This window comes from Virgisporangium aliadipatigenens, from assembly GCF_016863615.1.
Lineage (GTDB): Bacteria > Actinomycetota > Actinomycetes > Mycobacteriales > Micromonosporaceae > Virgisporangium > Virgisporangium aliadipatigenens.
Window position 1 is genome coordinate 25,829 of record NZ_BOPF01000024.1, and the last position, 19,389, is coordinate 45,217.

General features: G+C 72.4%; 22 protein-coding genes and 1 pseudogene. 14 read left to right on the forward strand and 9 right to left on the reverse strand.

What is annotated here, in order from left to right; genetic code table 11:
* Positions 1–107 precede the first annotated feature (107 nt).
* Positions 108–767, forward strand: a pseudogene (locus Val02_RS29400) (ABC transporter ATP-binding protein); the annotation flags it as partial.
* 59 nt (positions 768–826) lie between these two features.
* The gene (locus tag Val02_RS29405) at positions 827–1,570 is read left to right on the forward strand and encodes an ABC transporter permease (protein WP_203902502.1); all 744 of its coding nucleotides are present in this window, start codon (positions 827–829) and stop codon (positions 1,568–1,570) included.
* Here the strand turns inward: Val02_RS29405 and Val02_RS29410 are convergent, their stop codons facing one another.
* Both Val02_RS29410 and Val02_RS29415 read right to left on the reverse strand, forming a co-directional pair.
* Positions 1,571–1,885 (reverse strand): ArsR/SmtB family transcription factor, encoded by a 315-nt coding sequence (locus tag Val02_RS29410; RefSeq protein ID WP_275415625.1) that lies wholly within the window; start codon positions 1,883–1,885, stop codon positions 1,571–1,573.
* Positions 1,882–2,286, reverse strand: a complete 405-nt coding sequence (locus Val02_RS29415) for an SRPBCC domain-containing protein (RefSeq protein WP_203902503.1) — start codon at positions 2,284–2,286, stop codon at positions 1,882–1,884. The genes Val02_RS29410 and Val02_RS29415 overlap by 4 nt, the downstream gene beginning before the upstream one ends.
* Positions 2,287–2,382: 96 nt before the next feature.
* On the opposite strand from Val02_RS29415, the gene Val02_RS29420 reads away from it, so the two are divergent.
* The gene (locus Val02_RS29420) at positions 2,383–4,272 is read left to right on the forward strand and encodes a sensor histidine kinase (RefSeq protein WP_203902504.1); all 1,890 of its coding nucleotides are present in this window, start codon (positions 2,383–2,385) and stop codon (positions 4,270–4,272) included.
* Here the strand turns inward: Val02_RS29420 and Val02_RS29425 are convergent.
* Positions 4,190–4,555 (reverse strand): VOC family protein, encoded by a 366-nt coding sequence (locus Val02_RS29425; RefSeq protein ID WP_203902505.1) that lies wholly within the window; start codon positions 4,553–4,555, stop codon positions 4,190–4,192. The two genes, Val02_RS29420 and Val02_RS29425, sit on opposite strands and share 83 nt — an antisense overlap.
* Positions 4,556–4,647: 92 nt before the next feature.
* Between Val02_RS29425 and Val02_RS29430 the strand changes: the two genes are divergently transcribed.
* Genes Val02_RS29430 through Val02_RS29450 form a run of 5 tightly spaced genes read left to right on the forward strand, consistent with a single transcriptional unit; the run spans position 4,648 to position 9,164 of the window.
* Positions 4,648–5,922, forward strand: coding sequence for a sensor histidine kinase (locus Val02_RS29430; RefSeq protein ID WP_203902506.1), 1,275 nt, complete (start codon positions 4,648–4,650; stop codon positions 5,920–5,922).
* Complete coding sequence (locus Val02_RS29435) at positions 5,919–6,560, forward strand: response regulator (protein ID WP_203902507.1); 642 nt, start codon at positions 5,919–5,921, stop codon at positions 6,558–6,560. The genes Val02_RS29430 and Val02_RS29435 overlap by 4 nt, the downstream gene beginning before the upstream one ends.
* Positions 6,561–6,609: 49 nt before the next feature.
* Positions 6,610–7,617 carry a TolB family protein gene (locus Val02_RS29440; protein WP_203902508.1) on the forward strand — a complete coding sequence of 336 codons (1,008 nt, stop codon included), beginning with the start codon at positions 6,610–6,612 and terminating at the stop codon, positions 7,615–7,617.
* 54 nt (positions 7,618–7,671) lie between these two features.
* Positions 7,672–8,283, forward strand: a complete 612-nt coding sequence (locus Val02_RS29445; protein ID WP_203902509.1) for a hypothetical protein — start codon at positions 7,672–7,674, stop codon at positions 8,281–8,283.
* Positions 8,280–9,164 (forward strand): MBL fold metallo-hydrolase, encoded by an 885-nt coding sequence (locus Val02_RS29450; protein WP_203902510.1) that lies wholly within the window; start codon positions 8,280–8,282, stop codon positions 9,162–9,164. Before Val02_RS29445 ends, Val02_RS29450 begins: the two co-directional genes overlap by 4 nt.
* A gap of 72 nt (positions 9,165–9,236) precedes the next feature.
* Here the strand turns inward: Val02_RS29450 and Val02_RS29455 are convergent, their stop codons facing one another.
* Entirely contained in the window at positions 9,237–9,650 is a 414-nt protein-coding gene (locus Val02_RS29455) for a VOC family protein (protein WP_203902511.1), read from the reverse strand.
* A gap of 75 nt (positions 9,651–9,725) precedes the next feature.
* On the reverse strand, positions 9,726–10,181 hold the full coding sequence (locus Val02_RS29460; protein ID WP_203902512.1) for a MarR family transcriptional regulator: 456 nt from the start codon (positions 10,179–10,181) through the stop codon (positions 9,726–9,728).
* Positions 10,182–10,244: 63 nt separating this feature from the next.
* Between Val02_RS29460 and Val02_RS29465 the strand changes: the two genes are divergently transcribed.
* Both Val02_RS29465 and Val02_RS29470 read left to right on the forward strand, forming a co-directional pair.
* Complete coding sequence (locus Val02_RS29465; protein ID WP_203902513.1) at positions 10,245–10,856, forward strand: NAD(P)-dependent oxidoreductase; 612 nt, start codon at positions 10,245–10,247, stop codon at positions 10,854–10,856.
* Positions 10,857–10,866: 10 nt separating this feature from the next.
* Positions 10,867–12,225: an MFS transporter gene (locus Val02_RS29470; protein WP_203902514.1), complete on the forward strand. Its 1,359-nt coding sequence runs from the start codon at positions 10,867–10,869 to the stop codon at positions 12,223–12,225.
* A 49-nt stretch (positions 12,226–12,274) separates the two neighbouring features.
* On the opposite strand, the gene Val02_RS29475 is transcribed toward Val02_RS29470, so the two are convergent.
* Genes Val02_RS29475 through Val02_RS29485 form a run of 3 tightly spaced genes read right to left on the reverse strand, consistent with a single transcriptional unit; the run spans position 12,275 to position 15,074 of the window.
* Entirely contained in the window at positions 12,275–13,048 is a 774-nt protein-coding gene (locus tag Val02_RS29475) for an SDR family NAD(P)-dependent oxidoreductase (RefSeq protein WP_203902515.1), read from the reverse strand.
* The gene (locus tag Val02_RS29480) at positions 13,045–14,490 is read right to left on the reverse strand and encodes a flavin-containing monooxygenase (protein WP_203902516.1); all 1,446 of its coding nucleotides are present in this window, start codon (positions 14,488–14,490) and stop codon (positions 13,045–13,047) included. Before Val02_RS29480 ends, Val02_RS29475 begins: the two co-directional genes overlap by 4 nt.
* A 17-nt stretch (positions 14,491–14,507) precedes the next feature.
* Positions 14,508–15,074, reverse strand: coding sequence for a DNA mismatch repair protein MutL (locus Val02_RS29485; protein ID WP_239153423.1), 567 nt, complete (start codon positions 15,072–15,074; stop codon positions 14,508–14,510).
* A gap of 109 nt (positions 15,075–15,183) precedes the next feature.
* Between Val02_RS29485 and Val02_RS29490 the strand changes: the two genes are divergently transcribed.
* The 4 genes from Val02_RS29490 (at position 15,184) to Val02_RS29505 (ending at position 18,693) form a co-directional block, all read left to right on the forward strand.
* Positions 15,184–15,870, forward strand: coding sequence for a response regulator transcription factor (locus Val02_RS29490; protein WP_203902517.1), 687 nt, complete (start codon positions 15,184–15,186; stop codon positions 15,868–15,870).
* A 79-nt stretch (positions 15,871–15,949) separates the two neighbouring features.
* Complete coding sequence (locus tag Val02_RS29495; protein WP_203902518.1) at positions 15,950–17,215, forward strand: HAMP domain-containing sensor histidine kinase; 1,266 nt, start codon at positions 15,950–15,952, stop codon at positions 17,213–17,215.
* 51 nt (positions 17,216–17,266) lie between these two features.
* Complete coding sequence (locus Val02_RS29500) at positions 17,267–18,091, forward strand: lytic polysaccharide monooxygenase (RefSeq protein WP_203902606.1); 825 nt, start codon at positions 17,267–17,269, stop codon at positions 18,089–18,091.
* Positions 18,076–18,693 carry a DUF305 domain-containing protein gene (locus tag Val02_RS29505; protein WP_239153424.1) on the forward strand — a complete coding sequence of 206 codons (618 nt, stop codon included), beginning with the start codon at positions 18,076–18,078 and terminating at the stop codon, positions 18,691–18,693. The genes Val02_RS29500 and Val02_RS29505 overlap by 16 nt, the downstream gene beginning before the upstream one ends.
* 73 nt (positions 18,694–18,766) lie before the next feature.
* On the opposite strand, the gene Val02_RS29510 is transcribed toward Val02_RS29505, so the two are convergent.
* Positions 18,767–19,387, reverse strand: coding sequence for an L-threonylcarbamoyladenylate synthase (locus Val02_RS29510; protein ID WP_203902519.1), 621 nt, complete (start codon positions 19,385–19,387; stop codon positions 18,767–18,769).
* Between the last annotated feature and the right edge of the window lie 2 nt (positions 19,388–19,389).

Sequence of the window (19,389 nt, forward strand, 5' to 3'; positions counted from 1 at the left end):
GTCGGGCGCAGTGCGCCCGGCCCCCGTGCGGGGTGGGGAAAAGTGCACCCCGGGCCCGGTGCCCAGGCGCATTACCGCGCGACGTCGCGCTGCATAGCTTTTCCGGCATGGCAGTGATTGAAATCAGCGGGCTCGCCAAGCGGTACGGCGAGCGCGTCGTGCTCGACGGCGTGAGCCTCTCCGTCGAGTCCGGCGAGATCTTCGGCATCCTCGGCCCGAACGGCGCCGGCAAGACCACCACGGTCGAGTGCGTCGCCGGACTGCGCGTGCCGGACGCGGGACGCGTCTCGGTGCTCGGCCTCGACCCGCGCACGCAACGGGACGCGGTGCGCCGGGCTCTGGGCGTTCAACTACAGGAAAGCCAGCTCCCGGACAAGCTCAAGGTCTGGGAGGCGCTCGACCTGTACGCGAGCTTCTACGAACGGCCCGCGGACCCGGCGGCGCTGCTGCGGGACCTGGGGCTCGACGGGCATCGCAGGACCGCCTACGCCAAGCTCTCCGGCGGCCTCAAGCAGCGGCTGTCGATCGCGCTCGCGCTGATCGGCGACCCGAAGGTCGCGATCCTCGACGAGCTCACCACCGGCCTGGACCCGCACGCCCGGCGCGAGACGTGGCGACTGGTGTCCGCCGTGCGCGACCGGGGCGTGACCGTCCTGCTGGTCACCCACTTCATGGACGAGGCGGAACGGCTCTGCGACCGCGTGGCCGTCATCGACCGGGGTCGCGTCGTGGCGCTCGACACGCCCGGCGGGCTCGTCGAGTCCGTCCCGACCGCCGCCAACCTCGAGGACGCGTTCGTCGCCCTCACCACCGAAGGGAATGTCAGTTGAATACCCTCGCCAAGTTCACCTGGGTCGAGTTCAAGCTGCTGGCCCGCGACATGATCAGTATTCCGCTCACGCTCGTCATCCCGCTCGGGCTGGTGGTGGCGTTCGGGCTGCCGGACAGCAGCCGTCGGCCGGATCCCGGGCTCGGCGGGCTGACCGCGATCGACTCGGTGCTGCCGACGCTGGCGCTGACCGTCGCCGTGGCGGTGCTGGCGTTCACGGTGCTGCCGACGTACCTCACCATGTACCGCGAACGCCGCCTCCTGCGCCGCCTCGCCACCACCCCGGTCAAGCCGTCGACCGTGCTCGGCGCGCAGCTGCTCATCAACATCGGCCTGGTGCTGGTGTCGCTGGGCCTGGTGCTGGTCGTGGGGATGTCGGCGCTCGGCATGCACCTGCCCCGCAGCGTGCCGTGGTTCCTGGTGTCGATGGTGCTCGGGCTGGCGGCGGTCTTCTCGATCAGTCTGCTCATCGCGTCGGTGGCGAAGACGGCGCGCGGCGGCAGCGGCTGGGGCTTCCTGCTCTTCTTCCCGTCGATGTTCTTCGCCGGCGTGTACCTGCCGAAGGAGGCGATGCCGGACGTGCTGGCCCGGATCGGCGACTTCACGCCGCTGGGGGCGTTCCGTCAGACGGTGCAGGACGCCTGGCTGGGCGAACGGCCGGAGTGGCTGATGCTCGGCTTCCTGGCGGCGGTGGCCGCGGGGTGTGCCGCCGCCGCCGCGAAGCTGTTCCGCTGGGAGTGACTACTCCTCGGCCTCCCGCTTGAGGGCGTGCAGCCGGCGGTCCCACCGGGCGGCCAGTTGCGCCAGGGCGCGGGCCGACTCGTCCAGCACGTCCGGGCGGGCGGTCCAGCGGACCTCGCGGCCGGCGCGGGATCCGGCGACGAGCCCGGCGTCGGCGAGGACCCGCAGGTGCTTGTCGACCGCCTGGCGGGTCACCGGCAACCGGCCGGCGAGCGTGGTGGCGGTGGCCGAACCGGCGTCCACGAGGGCGGCCATCAGGTCGCGGCGGGTCGGGTCGGCGAGCGCCACCAGCACCGCGCTCAGGGGGTCGCTCACTCGGTGAGCCGCTTCGCGTGGGCCATCTGCGCCTCCCACCCCTTCGTGTTGCCGTCCACGGCCTCGCCCCGCTCGGTGTCGCTCAGCTCCAGCGAGTCGAACCCGCTCTCCACGACGCGCAGCAGCGTGCCGGCGCCGGACTCGCTGAGGAAGAACTCCACGAGCGTGCTCGCACCGGCCCACGGCGAACGGTATGCGACGTAGCGCGGCTCGTCGGAACCGGCCGGGTGGATGGGGAAGTCGCCGTACTTCGGGTCGTGCACCACGACGTGACCGTCCTTCTCGGTGAACGTGTGCACCGACGGATCGCCGTCGCCGATCCACCAGCCGGGGCGGGTGACAAGTGTCCAGACCCGGGCGATCGGCGCCTCGATGAGAATTTCCCGTTCGATCCTGTCCATGCCGTGCAGCCTGGCACGATCCGATCCGACGTGCAACCCTGGGGTTGCACGTCGTGGCGCCTCAGGTTACGCCACCGTCGTGCCGATGGGTGGGTGATGGTGGCGATATGGCGGACGCTCCGGATCGGGCCGCGGTGGCGCTTCAGCGCACTGCTGGTCCTCACCACCCTTGTCGCCGGCGCCCTCGCCACCGGGGGCGTGGCGACCGCGGTGCGCGACGCCCAGGACCGCCGCCTCGCCGAGGTCGTCGACCAGCGCGCGCTCGCCGTCCAGCAGGCCGTCGCCGCCGAGGCGCGCCGCTACACCGACACCGTCGCCGACCTCGCCGCCGCCGTCGGCGCGCAGACCGACCTCACCGCCACCGACTTCGCCGCCATCACCTCGCGCACCAGCCGCACCAGGCTGCCCGGCGCCACCGCCGTGGCGTTCATCGTCCCGGTGAACACGCCCGACGTCGCGGCCGTGCAGGCGAAGTGGCGCGACCGCGGGGCCCGCGACCTCACGCTCACTCCCGAGGGGGACCGGCCGGAACACCTGTTCTCCGTGCTCAGCCGGGCGCTCGACAACTCCGTCGTCGTCCCGGGCAAGGACCTGACCGTCGCGAGCGAACCCACCGAGGCGCTGCACGCCGCCCGCGCCAGCGGCCAGGTGACGGCCAGCCGCACGTACGTTCTGCTGCGCGACCGGAACCTGCCCGAGGAGCGGCGGCAGCTGTCGTTCGTGCTCGTGGCGCCGGTCTACGGCGGCGACGGGACGCCGGACGCGGGGGCGTTCCGCGGGTGGATCATGGTGGGGCTGCGGGGCGGCGACTTCATCACCGAGACGCTGCGCCAGGCCGCCCAGCGGACCGTCGCCATCACGCTCTCCGACGCGTCGGTCGCCGGGGCGCCCGCGGTGCGCGTCGCGTCCGTCGCCGACGGTGCGGCGCTGGACGAACCGGGCCTGCGGCGGGAGAGCACGGTCAGCGTCGGCGGGCGTTCGTGGCACCTGAGCGTGCAGCCGACCGGCGCCATCGACGACGGGCTGCCGGGATCGCTGCCGGCCGTCGTGACGTGGTTCGGGACGCTGGTGACACTGCTGCTCGCCGCGCTCGTCGGCACGCTCGCCACCGCCCGCAACCGCGCACTGGCGCGGGTCGAGGAGGCCACGGCCGCGCTGCGCACCGACATCGCGCGGCGCGAACAGACCGAGGCCCGGCTGCGCGAACGGGAAGCGGAACTGGAGGCGTTCGCCGGGGTGGCCGCGCACGATCTGAAGTCGCCGCTGACCGCCATCGCCGGGTACACCGAGATCCTCGCCGAGGACCACGCGGACGCGTTCGACCCGGTGACCCGCCGCTATCTGGACCGGATGGCCGCCGCCACCCGGCGGATGCGCGCCCTCATCGACGACCTGCTGATGTACGCGACCGCCCGGGACGCCACCCTGCACCCGCAGCCCGTCGCGCTCGGCGACCTCGTCGAGGACGTGCTCACCGTCCGCCGGGCCACCCTGGAGGAGCCGCCGCAGGTCGAGATCGGGCAGCTGCCCACCGTGGTCGCGGACCCCGTTCTGCTGCGTCAGGTCCTCGACAACCTCATCGGGAACGCCATCAAGTACGTGCGCCCCGGCACCGACCCGTACGTGGCGGTGACCGCCCGGCCGACCGGCGACGGATGGCGCGTCGACGTGGCCGACCGGGGCATCGGCATCGCCGAACCCGACCGCGACGTCGTCTTCGCCACGTTCCAGCGGGCCCGGGGCAGTGAGGGCTACCCGGGGACCGGCCTCGGCCTGGCCATCTGCAAACGGGTCGTGGACCGCCACCACGGCCGCATCGGCGTCGAGCCGAACGACGGCGGCGGCAGCCGCTTCTGGTTCACGCTGCCGGACCTGCTCGGCCCGACAGCGGAAAGCGACGTGCTCAGCCCAGCCACAGACAGAACGGATGCCCGGCCGGATCGAGGTGCACCCGCACGTCGTCCTGCGGCTGGTACTCCGCCATGACGGCCCCGCACTCCTTCGCCCACACCGCGGCGGCGTCCAGGTCGTCGACCATGATCTCGAGGTGCATCTGCATCTGCGGGTCGCCCGGCCCGGACGGCCACACCGGCCGCACGTAGGGATCCTCGGTCTGGAACGACAGCCCGACCCCGCCGGCCGGGTCGCGCAGCACCACCCAGTCGGACTCCTCGGTGGCGATCTCCCAGCCGAGCAGCCGCGCGTAGAAGCGGGCCAGCGCACCGGGATCCGGCGCACCGATGTTGATCGTGGTGAGAGTGAGCCGCATTCCGCCGATCCTACGGACGGTGGGGTTTTCCGCACCCCGGACGGAGGGCCGACCGGATCGTGCTGCCGGTGCCGCACTTCTACCGTGGGCCCATGAACGCCCTCCGCGCCCTCTGGGCGCCGCGCACCTGGCGCGCCACCGCCCACGCGCTGGCCGGCCTGGTGCTGGGCCTGCTGGTGGCGTCGGTGCTGGTGACACTGCTGGTGCTGTGGTGGGCGGCGCTGTTCAGCCTGCTGGCCGGGCCGACCGGCACGTGGGCGCTGGTGACCGTGTACGTGCTGTGGACGTTCGGCGCGCCGGTGCCGCTGCTGTGGTTCATCCGCGCCGCGGGACGGCTGCAACGGGCGCGGTTCCGATGGCTGCTCGGCGTCGACCTGCCCCGGCCGCTGCCGGTCGAGGGGAGCGGCCTGCGGCGGCTGGTGCGGGAATGGCGCTCGCCGGCGACCGGGCGCCAGCTGACCTACCACGTCGTGGCGCTGTTCATCGGCGTCGTCGGCGGGGGCGTGCTGCTCGCCTGCTGGTCGGCGGTGCCGGTGGCGGTCGGGTTCGTCGCCGGCGACTGGAACGACGACTGGTACCCGGGCTTCGGCGTGACCGTGACCGCGCTGGCGCCGGCGCTGCTGTTCGGCGCGCCGTGGGTGGCCCGCGGGCTGGCCCACGTCGACACGCTCGCGGCGCGCGAACTGCTCGGCCGCAGCCGCGCCGACGAGTTGGCGGAGCAGGTGGCGGCGCTGGCCCGCAGCCGGGCCGAGATCGTGGCCGCCACCGACGCCGAACGCCGCCGCATCGAACGCGACCTGCACGACGGCGCGCAGCAGCGCCTGGTGAGCCTGGCCATGAACCTGGGCATGGCCCGCGCCGCACTCGACCGCGACGGCGCGAGCCTCGACCGGGCGCGGGAGGCGGTGCGAGAGGCACACGACGAGGCCAAGCTGGCCCTCACCGAGCTGCGCGAGTTCGTCCGCGGCCTGCACGCCGCCGTCCTGAACGACCGCGGCCTCGACGCCGCCCTGTCCGGGATCGCCGCCCGCGCCCCGTTCCCGGTGCGGCTGCGCGTCGACGTCGACGAGCGCTGTCCGCCCTCCGTGGAGGCCATCGCCTACTTCATCGTCTCCGAGGCCCTGACGAACGTCGCCAAGCACGCCGGGGCGCGACACGCCGACGTGAGCGTGGAACGTACCGGCACCATTCTGCGCATCGTGGTGACCGACGACGGCAACGGCGGAGCCGACCCCGAACGCGGCACCGGCCTGCGGGGCCTGGCGCGACGGGCCGCCTCCGTGGACGGCACACTCGACGTGCGCAGCCCGCCCGGCGGCCCCACGACCGTGACGGCCGAGCTGCCCTGCACCCCGGAGGAACCATGAGGGTCGTTCTCGCCGAGGACTCGGTGCTGCTGCGCGCCGGCCTGACGAAGCTGCTGACGGCCGACGGGTTCGACGTCGTCGCGGCCGTCTCCGACGCCGAGGAACTGCTCAAGGCCGTCGACGCGCACCGGCCGGAGCTGGTCGTGACCGACGTGCGCATGCCGCCCACCAACACCGACGAGGGCATCCGGGCGGCGCTGGCCATCCGCCGGCAGTACCCGGCGATCGCGCTGCTCGTCCTGAGCCAGTACGTCGAGGAACGCTACGCCACCGACCTGCTCTCCACGCGCACCAGCGCCGTCGGCTACCTGCTCAAGGACCGCGTCGCCGACGTGTCGGACTTCCTCGACGCGCTGCGCCGGGTGGCGGCCGGCGGCACGGCGTTGGACCCGGAGGTGGTGGCCCAGCTGCTACTGCGCCGTCGCGACGACCCGACGGACCGGCTGACGCCGCGCGAGCAGGAGGTGCTGCGGCTGATGGCCGAGGGCCGCTCGAACGCCGGCATCGTGGACGCGCTGCGGGTCAGCCACAGCGCGGTCGAGAAGTACGTCAGCAACATCTTCGCCAAGCTCGACCTGCCGCCTACGGATACGGATCACCGGCGGGTGCTCGCCGTGCTCAAGTTCCTCCGCACCTGAGTCCGCCGCGCAACCGTTCTGCACCCGGGCGTCGGCATTCTGGTCAGTTGTGAACGTCCGGATTCTCGGCGTCGTCGCCGTCCTGGTGCTCAGCACCGGCGGCGCCGTCGGCTACGTGCTACGGGAGCACGCCGCCGGAGCGGGTGCGACCCCGGATCGCGCGTACCCGGGCGACCTCGCCTCGGTGTCGGCCGCGCCGCGCATCGTGTTCCGCAACACGCTCGCCGGCGCGGAGCAGGGGCGCCTGGCGATGGTCCCGGCGTCCGCGCCGAGCGGTGCCCGCGCCCTGGCGCCGCCGTCGTGCAGCCGTTCCTACACCCGCGGGGGAACGACCATTTGCCTCGCCACCAGCGGCGGACTGGCCCCCACGTACCGCGTGCTCCTGCTGGATCGGCAGTGGCGCACCACCCGCGAACTGGCATCCGTGCCCGGGCTGTCCAGCCGCACCCGCCTGTCGGCCGACGGGACCCTGCTCGCGACGACGGCGTTCGTCACCGGCGACTCGTACAACAGTCCGGGACAGTTCAGCACCCGCACCACGATCACGCGGGTGCGCGGCGACGAACCGGGCGTGGACCTGGAGAGCTTCACGCTCCTCGTGGACGGCGGGGTGGTCACGGCTGCCGACCGGAACTTCTGGGGCGTGACGTTCGCCGACGACGACCGGTTCTACGCGACGGCCGCGTCGGGTGGCAGGACGTGGCTGGTCGAGGGGCGGCTGTCGACCCGCCGGCTGACCGCACTGCGGCCGGACGTGGAGTGTCCGTCACTGTCGCCCGACGGCACGCGCGTGGCGTTCAAGAAGCATGGTGACCTGCCGGCGGGCCGCTGGCGCCTGTCGGTCCTGGACCTGCGCACCGGCGCGGTCGTCGAACTGGCGGAGCCGCGCAGCGTCGACGACCAGGCCGAGTGGCTCGACGACGACACGGTCCTGTACGGCCTGGGCCGGGTCGACGACACGGAGGCGGGCAGCGACGTGTGGGCGGTGCCGGCCGACGGAACGGGTGCGCCGCGCATGGTGATCGAGGGGGCCTGGTCACCGTCGGTGGTTCGCTGAGGGGGTGCCGTCGGTCGACCTGCCCGATGTTGACGGTCGCTCTATGGTGGCTGGGTGTCGAAGGCGATCGCTGCGTTACTCATCGTGCTCGTGGGGCTGACGGCCTGTTCGGATCCGCCGAAGAAGCCGTCGCCGACGCCGGCCGACGCCAAGCCGCGCTACGCGAAGAGCGACGACTTCTGCGCGAAGGTCGACGTGACGGGCCTGCAGAAGTTCGTGCCGACCGTGGCCGCCACCAAGCGGGACGAACGCGGTGTCGGCGACACCACCTGGCTCAGCTGCAACTACCAGGGCACGCAGGACTTCGCCGGCCCCAGCCGCACGGTCATGGTCACCGTCGACGCGCACCTGTACAAGACCGCCGCCGCGGCGAAGCTCGCGGGGTCATCCAACCCGTCCGCCCCGGTGTGCGCGCTCTCGACGGAGCCACCGGCGGTCGTCGCCTTCCCCGTCGGCGTGCTGGAGTCCGGCGCCCACCTGTGCCGCGTGGAGACGGCGGGCAAGCCGTCGGTGCAGTACCTGGTGCGGGCGGTCGACGACAACCTGGTGCTCTCGGTGGACGTGACGGCGTTCGCGGCGGCGCAGACCGTGCCCACGCCCGACGAACTCTCCCCGGAGACCCGCAAGGTGGCCGAGTCGGCCGCGGCAGCCCTCCGCGTCTCGTGAGCGCGCCGACCCGCTTCGACATCTCCGCACGCCAGTGGCTCACCTGGAAGCCGCCGGGCGCGGGCATCACGCTCACCGGCTACTCGCGGGCCAACGACAAGACCTTCTTCCACGTTCCCGAACTGCGCTGCGGCCTGGACGCGGGCCTCGTGGAGGGCCGGCAGCCGGAGACGGTGTTCCTGACGCACGCCCACGCCGACCACGCGGCCGACCTGGCGTACCTGGCCGCCCGCGCGGGTGGGGTCGACGTCTACGTGCCGGCCGTGATGCTCCCACGGGTCACGGATTTCCTGCGGGCCTCGTACGCGCTGAACAACGCGCACGACGTCGAGACGCTGCCGGGGGTGCGCCTGCACGGCGTCGCCGGTGGGGACTCGTTCGTCTTCGGCCGCCGGGGCGGGCACGCGGTGCGGGTCGTGGACTGCGTCCACAAGGTCCCGTGCGTGGGGTACGCGTTCTCGTCGGTCGGCCGCGCGCTGCTCCCCGAGTACGAGGAACTGCGCACCCGCGTGACGCCGGCGGAGTTCGGCCGGCTGCTGAAGGAACGGCGGGCGGCCGGCGACGAGGTGGATCGCGAGCTGCGCCGGCCGATGTTCGCGTTCCTCGGCGACACCGGTCCGCGCGTCTTCGACGCCGCTCCGTGGCTGCTCGACTATCCGGTCATCGTCATGGAGTGCACGTATCTCGACGACGCGCTGGCCACGCGCGCGGAGGAGGTGGGACACGTGGTGTGGAGCGGACTGCGGCCGATCGTCGAGGCGAACCCGTCGACCCTGTTCGTGCTGACCCACTTCAGCCTCCGGCACACCGACGCCGAGGTGATGCGCTTCTTCGAGCGCGAGGCCGTGCCGAACGTGGTCCCCTGGGCGATAGTCCCGTGAAGATCGATGTGAATCCTGTCGCGGCCTCGTCGGCGTGTCGCGCAACAGGATTCACATCGATCTCCGTGGCGGTCAGAACGCGGCGATGTCCAGCACCCAGGTGATGCCGAAGCGGTCCGTGACCATGCCGTAGAGCGGCGCCCACTGCGACGGCCCGAACGGCACGACGACGGTGCCGCCGTCGCTCAGCTTCTCCCACAGGGCGGTCAGTTCCTCGCGGGAGTCGCCGCGCAGCGACACGTAGAACGACGCGTCGCCGCGGCTGAACGGCCGGGCCGCCGGCACGTCGAACGCCATCACGTGGAAGCCGTTGTCGGCGCGCACCTGGCCCCAGATGACCTGGTCCGCCTCGGCGGGGTCGGTGACGGCGCCGGAGTCCTTGTACGTGACGATGACCGGCTGTCCGCCGGCGACGTCGGCGTAGAACTCCAGTGCGGCGCGGGCGTCGCCGCGGAAGTTCAGGTGGACGGCGGTGGTGACGCTCATGGTGATCCTCGTTTCGTGATCGGCTGTTGGGATCACTGTCGAGGAGGTAGGTGCCAGGGTGTGGCACCTACTCGATCACAATTCTTCGGTCGCCTGACGTCCGGCCTCGGCGGTGCGGCGCAGGAAGTCGGCGACGACCCGCAGTTCGGCCTCGTCGTAGTCGGCGCAGATGCGGGCGATGCCGCGGTTCATGCCGGCGTAGAGGTGCAGCACGTCGGCGGCGCGTTCCTGCACCGGGCGCACCACCACGGCGCGCCGGTCGGCGGGGTCGCGCTCGCGGGCCACCCAGCCGCCGCGTTCGAGGCGGTCGAGGATGCCGGTGACGGTCGCCGGGTGCAGTCCGGCCCGTCTGGCGAGCGCGCCGGGGCTGATCGGGCCGGCACGGTTGATCAGGTCCAGGCAGTCCAGGTCGGCGTCCTTCAGCCCGAGCCTGCTGCCGACGCGGTGGTTGAGCGTCGAGAGCTGGATCCGCATCTCCCGGAGCGAGTCGCGGATCTCCCGGCCCAGGGCCGCATTTATTTTGGAACTCATATGATACTGTCCTCATAATATTTGAGTTGTGGGCTCAAGTTACCGGACCGGGGGAGGATCGGTATGCGACTGACGGTGTTCGGGGCCAGCGGACGGGTCGGGGGACACGTGGTGCGGCAGGCCCTTTCGGCCGGCCACACGGTGACGGCCGTGGTGCGGGAGCGGGCCTCCTTCGAGGCGCCCGAGGGGGTGCGCACCGTGCGGGTGCCGGGCCTCGACGCGCCGCCGCCGGTGGCGGAGTGCGACGCGGTGCTGTCCGCGATCGGGCCGCGCGGGGCCAAGGACGGGCCGGTCGCCACCGTGGCCACGCGGGGGATTCTCGCCGCGCTGAAGCCGGCGATGCGGTTCGTGGCCCTGAGTGCCGCGCCGGCCGGACCGCCGCCGCCCGACTTTCTCAACCGGCGGCTGCTCTTCCCGTTCATCGGGCGGGTGTTGCGCGCCACCTACGACGACCTGCGCGCGATGGAGGCCCTGATCCGCGAGAGCGGGACGGAGTGGACCGTGGTGCGGCCACCGAAGTTCGTCGACCGGCCGCTGAGCGGTCGCTACCGCACCGTCATCGGGGCGAACGTTCCGCGCGGCTACACGGTCTCGCCGCCCGACGTGGCGCACGCGATGCTCGCCGTCCTCGCCGATCCGGCCACCGTCCGGCAGCCCGTCGGGGTCGCCTACTGATAATGGCCCGATGGGATCCTTGCGGGCCGTCTTCGCCGGGCGGCGGGGGCGGCTGCTGGTCGGGCTTCTCGCGGCGGAGTTCGGGTCGGCGGTGCAGGGGGTGGCCTACGCGACCGTGCTGCCGGTGACCGCCCGCGAACTCGACGGCACCGAGCTGTACGGGGCGACGCTCGCCGCCGGTTCGCTCGTCACGATCCTTGTGCTGTCGACCGGTTCCGGCCTCACCGGACGGCTCTCCCCGCAGCGGATGCTGCTGCTCGGGACCGTTCTGCACACGCTCGGCGTGCTCGTCGTCGCGACGGCCGGGTCGATGGAGGTGGTGCTCGCGGGCACCGTGGTGCGCGGCATCGCGGCCGGACTGCTGGCGAGCTTCGGGCTCACCGCCGTCGGTGCCCTGTTCGAGGACGAACTGCGGGCGCGGGTCCTCGGCCTCTTCGCCGTCGTCTGGCTCCTGCCGTCGCTGCTGGGCCCCGTGCTGAACGCCGCGCTGACGGTGGCGTTCGGGTGGCGGTGGGCGATGGCGTGGCCGGCCCTCGTCGTCGTGGTGGCGCGCATCCTCGTGGGCCGGTACGCGGCGGACGTCCCGTGGCAGCGCGAGGAGAAGCGGGTCGACGTGCACAACGGGCCGCTGGTGCTGGCCGGGCTCGTCGCCATGTCCGTGGCGCCGGTCCTGCCCCTGGTGTGGGGGCTGCCGCTGCTGATCGGTGGCGGTGCGACGGCGGTGGCGTTCAGCGTGCGGATCCTCCGGCCGGCCGCCCGCCACGAGGCGCACCGGCTGCGGACCGTTCTCGGGCTCTTCGGCCTCTGCCTCGCCTACTTCGGCGGGAACGCCCTCATCGCGCTCGTCGTCGTCGAGGCGCTGCACTTCGGGGTGGTGGCGAGCAGCGTGGCCGTCGGGGCGAGCTTCACGGCGTGGTCGCTGACCGGGCTGCGCCTGGCCGGTGGCAGCCTCACGGCGGCGGCGCGCGGGACGGCTGTGGTGTTCGGGTCGCTGGTGGTGCTCGGTGGCATGTTCCTGGCGGGCGCGTTGGGCCTGGTCGCGCCGCCGGTGGTGTTCGGGGTGACGGTGGTGGTGTGGACGGTCGCCGGGTTCGGCATGGGGGTCGGGTACGCGGTGCTCTCCGCGCGGGCCTTCGACGACCTGCCGCCGGAGGGGGCGGCGCCGGTGGCCACCGGGGTGGCGTTCGCGGAGCTGGCCGGCTCGGCGCTGGGCGCTCTTCTCGTGGGGACCTACGCGCTGGCCCGGGTCGCCGGGGCGGGGCCGCCGGCCGCGGCGGCCTGGTCCTGGCCGCTGATCATCGTGGCCGGCCTCGGCGCCGCGTCGATCTTGCACTTGTGGCGACCGAAGCGTCCCGTTACGGCCCCGTAAGTCCCCACCACGACTGCAAGATCGGCGAGCCGGGGCCGCCCGACGGCGCTCACGGGACCCGGCGGGGCCAGGCGCGGGACGCGAGGTCGAGGAGCCTCGCGTCGGCGCCGATCAGGATCCGCGGGTTGCGGCGCTCCACGCCCCGCGCGATGATCTGCGCCGCCCGTTCCGGGGGCATGCGCAGCAGGCGGTCGATGCGGCGCAGGCCGGCGACCAGTTCGGCACGGTCGACCCCGCTGCCGACGCGGGCGTTCGCGGCGATGCGGGTGCGGATGCCGCCGGGGTGCACCACGCTCACCCCGACCGCGTCGCGCGTCAACTCCCGCCGCAGCGCCTCCGTGAACCCGCGCACCGCGAACTTGCTCGCCGAGTAGGCCGCCTGCCCGCCCGGCGCGATGAGGCCGAACAGGCTGGAGACGGTCACCAGATGGGAGCCGGGCTCGGCCTTCAACGCCGGCAGGAGCGCGTGCGTCAGGTGCACCACGGCGCGGAAGTTCACCGCGATGAGCCAGTCGAACTCCTCCAGCGTCACCTCGTCGAAGCGCCCCGCCAGGGCGACACCGGCGTTGTTGACGAGCAGCCGCACGTCGGGAACCCGTTGCGCCACCGCGGAAATCGCCGCGGCGTCGGACAGGTCCACCACGTGCGTGGTCACGTCCACATCGGACAGTCCACTGTGGACCCTCGCCAGGCCGGCCGCGTCGCGGTCCAGCAGCACCAGGCGCATGCCCCGCGACGCCAACTCCGCGGCAAGCGCCGCACCGATGCCGCTCGCCGCTCCGGTGACCACGGCCGTCCCGCCGGGGAAGCGGAATCTCTTCACGAGAACCGGATCCCGGCGTCGGCGAGCCGGCCGAAGCGCATCGTCAGCATGTCCCGAGGGTAGTTCCGGTGCAGGCGCCACGGCGGTGCGATCCCCTGCTTCGGCATCCGCGCGGCGCCGCGCCGCACGTACCCCGAGCTGAGGCCGATCAGCGGCAGCCGCGCGCCGGAGCGGGGCGCGAGCGGCAGGCAGATCCGCTCGCCGCGGCGGGCCATCCGGTTGAGCAGCCGGCAGACGTACTCGGCGGCGAGGTCGGCCTTCAGCATCCACGACGCGTTCGTGTAGCCGAGCGCGAGCGCCAGATTCGGGACGCCGGAGAGCATCGTTCCCTTGTACGCCACCGTTTCCGCGACGTCGACGTCCCGTCCGTCGACGGTCAGCGCCAGGCCGCCGAGCGCGAGCAGTTCCAGGCCGGTCGCCGTCACGACGAGCTCCGCGGCCAGCTCGCCGCCCGACCGCAGCCGGATTCCGTTCCGGGTGAACGTCTCCACGTGGTCCGTCACCACCGTCGCCCGGCCGGTCCGGATGGCCCGGAACAGGTCGCCGTTCGCCACGACGCACAGCCGCTGGTCCCACGGGTCGTACGGCGGCGTGAAGTGCCTGTCCACGTCGTATCCCGGGGGCAGCCGCGCCTCGACGCCCTTGCGCAGGAAGCGTTTCATCGCCTCCGGCCGGCGCCGCGAGTACCCGTACACGCCGAGGTGCAGGACGATGTTGCGCCAGCGGGCGAGGCGGTGCGCGGCGCGGGCCGGCAGGTGGCGGCGCAGCCGGTCGGCGGTCCGGTCCCGCGCCGAACGGCTGACGATCCACGACGGCGTGCGCTGCAGCATCGTCACGTGCGCCGCCCGCTCGGCGAGCGCCGGCACGAGCGTGACCGCGGTGGCGCCGCTGCCGATGACGACGACCCGCTTCCCGGCCCAGTCCAACGCATCCGGCCAGTGCTGGGGATGCACCACGGTGCCGTCGAACGACTCGACACCGGGCAGCGGCGGGGTGTAGCCGGCGTCGTAGCGGTAGTAGCCGGTGCAGCAGTAGAGAAACGCGCACGTGTAGGTGACGAGGTCGCCGTGCGATGGGCGTTCGACCGAGACTGTCCACTGTGCACGGTCGCTGGACCACTCCGCGCGGACCGCACGGTGCCCCAACCTGATGTGTCTGTCCACCCCGTACTCGCGGGCGGTGTCGCGGACGTAGCCGAGGACGGTCTCACCGGCGGCGACGGCGTCCGGCGCGGTCCACGGCCGGAACCGGTACCCCATCGTGAACATGTCCGAGTCGGAGCGCACCCCCGGATAGCGGAACAGGTCCCAGGTGCCGCCGACGCGCTCCCGCGCCTCCAGGATCGCGAACGTCCGGCCGGGGCTTCGGCGGCGCAGCTGGCACGCCGCCCCGATGCCGGACAGCCCGGCGCCCACGATCAGCACGTCGACGTCGGGGGACATCCGCTCACTGTAATGGGCTAGTTACCCACTTCGCTCACCTCGGAGAACGGCGCGTTGTTGTGCCACAGCGCGTGGATGATGAAGTAGTGGTTCGCCTCGGTGAACTGCACCGCCAGGTTGCCCGGCTCGTTCTGCACGGTGTCGACCGAGTAGCCCGGATTCGGCGTGGCAGACACCAGCGTCACCTTGCCGGGCGTCATCCGGATCACCGCCTGGCCACCCGCCACCCGGAACGAGCGCATGTACGTCTTCGTGCCGTCGGCGCTCGTGGTGACCGTCCAGCCGTCCACGACGGTCGGCGTCTTCTCGGCGCCACCGGCGGCCGGTGGGCTCGCGGCGCGCGGCGAACCGGTCGCGGACGGGCCCGCCGACCGGCTGCCCGAGGGCGTCGCGGAGGGGAGCGCCGAGGGCAGCGACGGGGCCGGCTGGCCGGCGATCTGCGGGGCGCGCGCCGCCAGGTCGGGGGCCGGCGGAGGAGCCGCCGCCCGCAGCACCGGCTGCAACGCCACCATGCCGACGGCGATGCTGGCAAGGGTGGACGCGCACCACCCGAGCACCGGCACCCAGACCTGAGACGCACGCACGGCGCCATTAGACCATCGATGCCCCGACTTGCCACCATCCGCCGGCCCGCCGAAGGTGCCGACCGCCCACTGGTCCATACCGGTCGCCGATGAGCCTATGGTGATCGGCATGGCCCTGATCCTGCTGGTCGAGGACGACCGCATCATCACGGCGGCGCTGAGCCGTGCGCTGACCGACGCCGGTCACGTCGTGCGCACGGCCGGTCAGGCGGTCGACGCGCTGCGCATCGTCACCGAGAACAAGCCGGACCTGGTGATCCTCGACCTCGGCCTGCCCGACATCGACGGCGCCGACGCGCTGCGGATGATCCGTTCGGTCTCCGACGTGCCGGTGATCGTCGCCACCGCGCGGCGCTCCGAGGTGGACATCATCTCGCTGTTGAACGCCGGCGCCGACGACTACGTGACCAAGCCGTTCAGCGGGGGGCACATCCTGGCCCGCATCTCGGCGGTGCTGCGGCGGGGCCGTTCCGGCGGGGACGACGCCGTCCCGAACATCACCGTCGGCGGCCTGGTGATCAATCCGCAACAGCGGCAGGCGACCCTCGAGGGCGAGCCGCTGCGCCTGACCCGGCGGGAGTTCGACGTTCTGGCGTACCTTGCCGAACGGGCCGGAAAGGTCGTCAGCCGACGGGAGCTGATGACCCAGGTGTGGCAGCAGGCCCGCATCGGGGAGGAGCAGACCATCGACGTGCACATCTCGTGGTTGCGCCGCAAGCTCGGCGAGACCGCGGCGCAGCCGCGCTACCTGCACACCGTTCGCGGGGTGGGCGTGATGATGGTCGAGCCGTCATGAGCGGACGCTTGCGGGAGCTCATCGTGAAGCGCTGTGGTGTCGCGCCTCATGGCGCCGGTGAGCGAAGCGAGGCGGCGGCATGAGGTGGATCCTGAATCGCCTGGCGCTGGCCATCACGTCGATGGTGGCGCTGGCGTTCCTCGTCCCGCTGGCCGTGCTGACCCGGCAGATCGCGCACGACCGGGCCGTCGACGAGGCCCGCCAGCAGGCCACCGGCATCGTCGCCGCGCTCGCCGTGGGCACCGATCCGGATCTGATCGAACGCGCCGTCGCGAGCACACCCGCCGGCGGCGAGGGCCGGCTGGCCGTTCACCTGCCGGGCAACACCGCCATCGGGAGCCCGCACGCCGCCCTGGAGGCCGTGGCCGCCGCCGCGCGCAGCCGCCGCCCGACCACCGTCGAGTACGCCGACGGGATCGCCTACCTGCAGCCGAGCGTGCTCGACGGCAACCGCACGGCGGTCATCGAGGTGTTCGTCGACAGCGACGACATGTACCGCGGCGTGTGGGTCGCCTGGTTCGCGCTCGCCGGGCTCGCGATCGTGCTCGTGCTCGGCTCGACCGCCGTCGCCGACCGGCTCGGCTGGAAGGTGGTGCGCGCCACCCGCAGCCTCGCCGAGGTGACGCGGCAACTGGGCGACGGGGACCTGAGCGTGCGGGCCGCCCCGCGCGGGCCGAAGGAGTTACGCGAGGTCGCGCGGTCGTTCAACGACATGGCCGACAACATGACCCGCCTCGTCGACTCCGAACGCGAACTGGCCGCCGACCTGTCCCACCGCCTGCGCACGCCGCTGACCGCGCTGCGCCTGGACGCCGAGGCGATCCCGCCGGGTCCCGTCGCCGAACGGATGCGGCAGGCGTTCGACCTGTTGGACCAGGAACTCGAGGCCATCATCACCGGGGCCCGGGTCAGCATCACCAAACGCACCGCGCAGACCACGGATCTCGTGGAGGTGCTGGCCGACCGGTTGGCGTTCTGGTCGGTGCTCGCCGAGGACCAGCAGCGGCCCAACACGGTCGTCGGCGGCGAGTACCCCGTCCCGGTGAACGTCGCGCGCGGCGAACTGATCCTCGCCATCGACGCCTTGCTGGGCAACGTCTTCGCGCACACCCCCGAGGGAACGGCCTTCCGGGTCACCGTTTCCGACGTCGGGCTGGTCGTCGACGACGCGGGACCCGGGATCCCCGATCCGGAGAAGGCCGTCCAGCGCGGGCACAGCGGTGCCGGTTCGACCGGACTGGGACTGGACATCGCGCAGCGCATCGCGATCGCGGCCGGCGGTCGGCTCTCCATCACCCGGGGACCGATGGGCGGGGCGCAGGTGGCCATGCTTCTCGATCGATAGCTACGTTTCGGATCACGTTAAGGTCCCTTTACGGTGGACGTTCCTAACGTTCTGTCCATGCGTAAGGTCCTTGTTTATCCACTGGCGATCGCCACCGCCACAGCCGCCGGGTTGTTCGCGACCGCCTCTGCCGCCTCCGCCCACGGTTACGTTTCCGCGCCGCCGAGCCGCCAGGCTCAGTGCGCGCAGCGGTCCGTTGCCGACTGCGGCTCCATCACCTTCGAGCCGCAGAGCGTCGAGGCCGAGAAGGGGTCCACCAAGTGCAGCGGCGGCAAGGAACAGTGGAAGGTCCTGGACGACAACAGCCGCCCCTGGGCGGTCCGTTCGGTCGGGACGACGGTGCCGTTCACGTGGACGTTCACGGCCCGGCACCGGACTCTCAACTGGGAGTACTTCGTCGACGGCCAGAAGGTCACCACCGTCAGCGGTAACAACGCCCAGCCGGAGGCCGTGGTCACGCACAACGTGGACCTGAGCAAGTTCAAGGGGAAGAAGACCGTCCTCGCGGTCTGGAACATCGGCGACACGCCCATGGCGTTCTACAGCTGCGTCGACCTGAACATCGGCGGGGGCAGCAGCGGCGGTGGCGACACCAACCCGCCGCCGGCACCGAGCCCGTCCGCCTCGAAGCCGCCCACGGGCGGCGGCGGCAACACCTCGCCGAAGCCCCCGACCGGTGGCGGCACGACCACGCAGGCACCCCCGCCGCCCGGTGGCGGTGGCGGCGCGGCCGGCGAGTGGGCGCCGAACGTCGCCTACAAGACCGGCGACACGGTGACCTACCAGGGCAAGAAGTACCAGTGCCGGCAGGGCCACACGTCGCTGTCGAGCTGGGAACCGTCGATCTTCACGCTCGCGCTGTGGCTGCCGGTCTGATGAAGCTGCGTAGCCTCCTGACGGTCGCCCTCGCGGCGGTCCTCCTGGCCGGGTGCGGCGACGCGCCGAAGACGCCCGCGCCGAACGGGACGGACGCCAAGGAGGGCACCGGGATCGCCATTCCGGCCGCCGCGACGGTGCACAACGGCACCGACGTGATGTTCCTCCAGATGATGATCACGCACCACGGTCAGGGCCTGGAGATGACGAAGCTGGCCGCGCAGAAGGCGACCCGTCCCGAGATCAAGCAGCTCGCGGCGGCGATCGACCTGACGCAGTCCGAGGAAATCAAGATCATGAGTGCCTGGTTGAAGGGCTGGAACGAGGGGACCGCGGTCAGCCACGACATGTCGGCCCACACGGACCACGGCGGCCTGCCGGCCACCGGCCCGGAGGAGATCGCGGCGCTCGGCAAGGCGTCCGGCGCCGACTTCGACCGGACCTTCCTCGCGCTGATGAGCGGTCACCAGGGCGCGGCGGCCGAGCTGACGAACCTCGTCAGCACCGGCGGCCAGAACCCGGAGACCAAGGAACTCGCGCGACGCATCAAGGAATCCCGCCAGGCGCAGGTCGCTCAGATGATCTCGCTGATGAACGGCTGACCCGCGGGACGCACGGGGGAATGAGACGCGGAACGCCCGGCCAGGGAGGTGGTCGGGCGTTCCGTCCTTCGCGCTACTCGAACGGCGTCGGGTCGCCGGCGCCGACGCGCACGATCTCGATCTCGTCGCCGCTGAGGTCGATGACGGTCGTCGGCTCGGTGCCGCACTCGCCGGAGTCCACGACGGCGTCGACCTGGTGGTCGAGCAGTTCCTTGATCTCCCAGCCCTGCGTCATCGGCTCCTCCTGACCCGGCAGGATCAGCGTGCTCGACAGCAGCGGCTCACCGAGCTCGGCCAGCAGGGCCCGGGTCACCGGGTGGTCCGGGATGCGCACCCCGAGGGTCTGCTTACGCGGGTGCAGCAGCCGGCGCGGCACCTCCCGCGTCGCCGGCAGGATGAACGTGTACTGCCCCGGCGTCGACGCCTTGACCAGCCGGAAGACCGCGTTGCTGAGCTTCACGAACTGGCCCAGCTGCGCGAAGTCGCGGCACACCAGCGTGAAGTGGTGCTTGTCGTCGAGCTTGCGGATGTCCCGGATCCGCTCGAGGCCGTCGCGGTTGCCGATGAGGCAGCCGAGCGCGAAGCAGGAGTCGGTGGGGTAGACGATCAGGCCGTTGTCCCGCAGCAGCTCGGTCACCTGCCGGATCGCGCGCGGTTGCGGATTTTCCGGGTGAACGTCGAAGTACCTGGCCACGT

Excerpts from the sequence above, each read along its gene's own strand:
- Val02_RS29415 (WP_203902503.1), bottom strand. The coding sequence starts at position 2,286 with ATGGACAGGATCGAACGGGAAATTCTCATCGAGGCGCCGATCGCCCGG.
- Val02_RS29420 (WP_203902504.1), top strand. The coding sequence starts at position 2,383 with ATGGTGGCGATATGGCGGACGCTCCGGATCGGGCCGCGGTGGCGCTTC.
- Val02_RS29425 (WP_203902505.1), bottom strand. The coding sequence starts at position 4,555 with ATGCGGCTCACTCTCACCACGATCAACATCGGTGCGCCGGATCCCGGT.
- Val02_RS29430 (WP_203902506.1), top strand. The coding sequence starts at position 4,648 with ATGAACGCCCTCCGCGCCCTCTGGGCGCCGCGCACCTGGCGCGCCACC.
- Val02_RS29435 (WP_203902507.1), top strand. The coding sequence starts at position 5,919 with ATGAGGGTCGTTCTCGCCGAGGACTCGGTGCTGCTGCGCGCCGGCCTG.
- Val02_RS29455 (WP_203902511.1), bottom strand. The coding sequence starts at position 9,650 with ATGAGCGTCACCACCGCCGTCCACCTGAACTTCCGCGGCGACGCCCGC.
- Val02_RS29460 (WP_203902512.1), bottom strand. The coding sequence starts at position 10,181 with ATGAGTTCCAAAATAAATGCGGCCCTGGGCCGGGAGATCCGCGACTCG.
- Val02_RS29465 (WP_203902513.1), top strand. The coding sequence starts at position 10,245 with ATGCGACTGACGGTGTTCGGGGCCAGCGGACGGGTCGGGGGACACGTG.
- Val02_RS29470 (WP_203902514.1), top strand. The coding sequence starts at position 10,867 with ATGGGATCCTTGCGGGCCGTCTTCGCCGGGCGGCGGGGGCGGCTGCTG.
- Val02_RS29480 (WP_203902516.1), bottom strand. The coding sequence starts at position 14,490 with ATGTCCCCCGACGTCGACGTGCTGATCGTGGGCGCCGGGCTGTCCGGC.
- Val02_RS29490 (WP_203902517.1), top strand. The coding sequence starts at position 15,184 with ATGGCCCTGATCCTGCTGGTCGAGGACGACCGCATCATCACGGCGGCG.
- Val02_RS29495 (WP_203902518.1), top strand. The coding sequence starts at position 15,950 with ATGAGGTGGATCCTGAATCGCCTGGCGCTGGCCATCACGTCGATGGTG.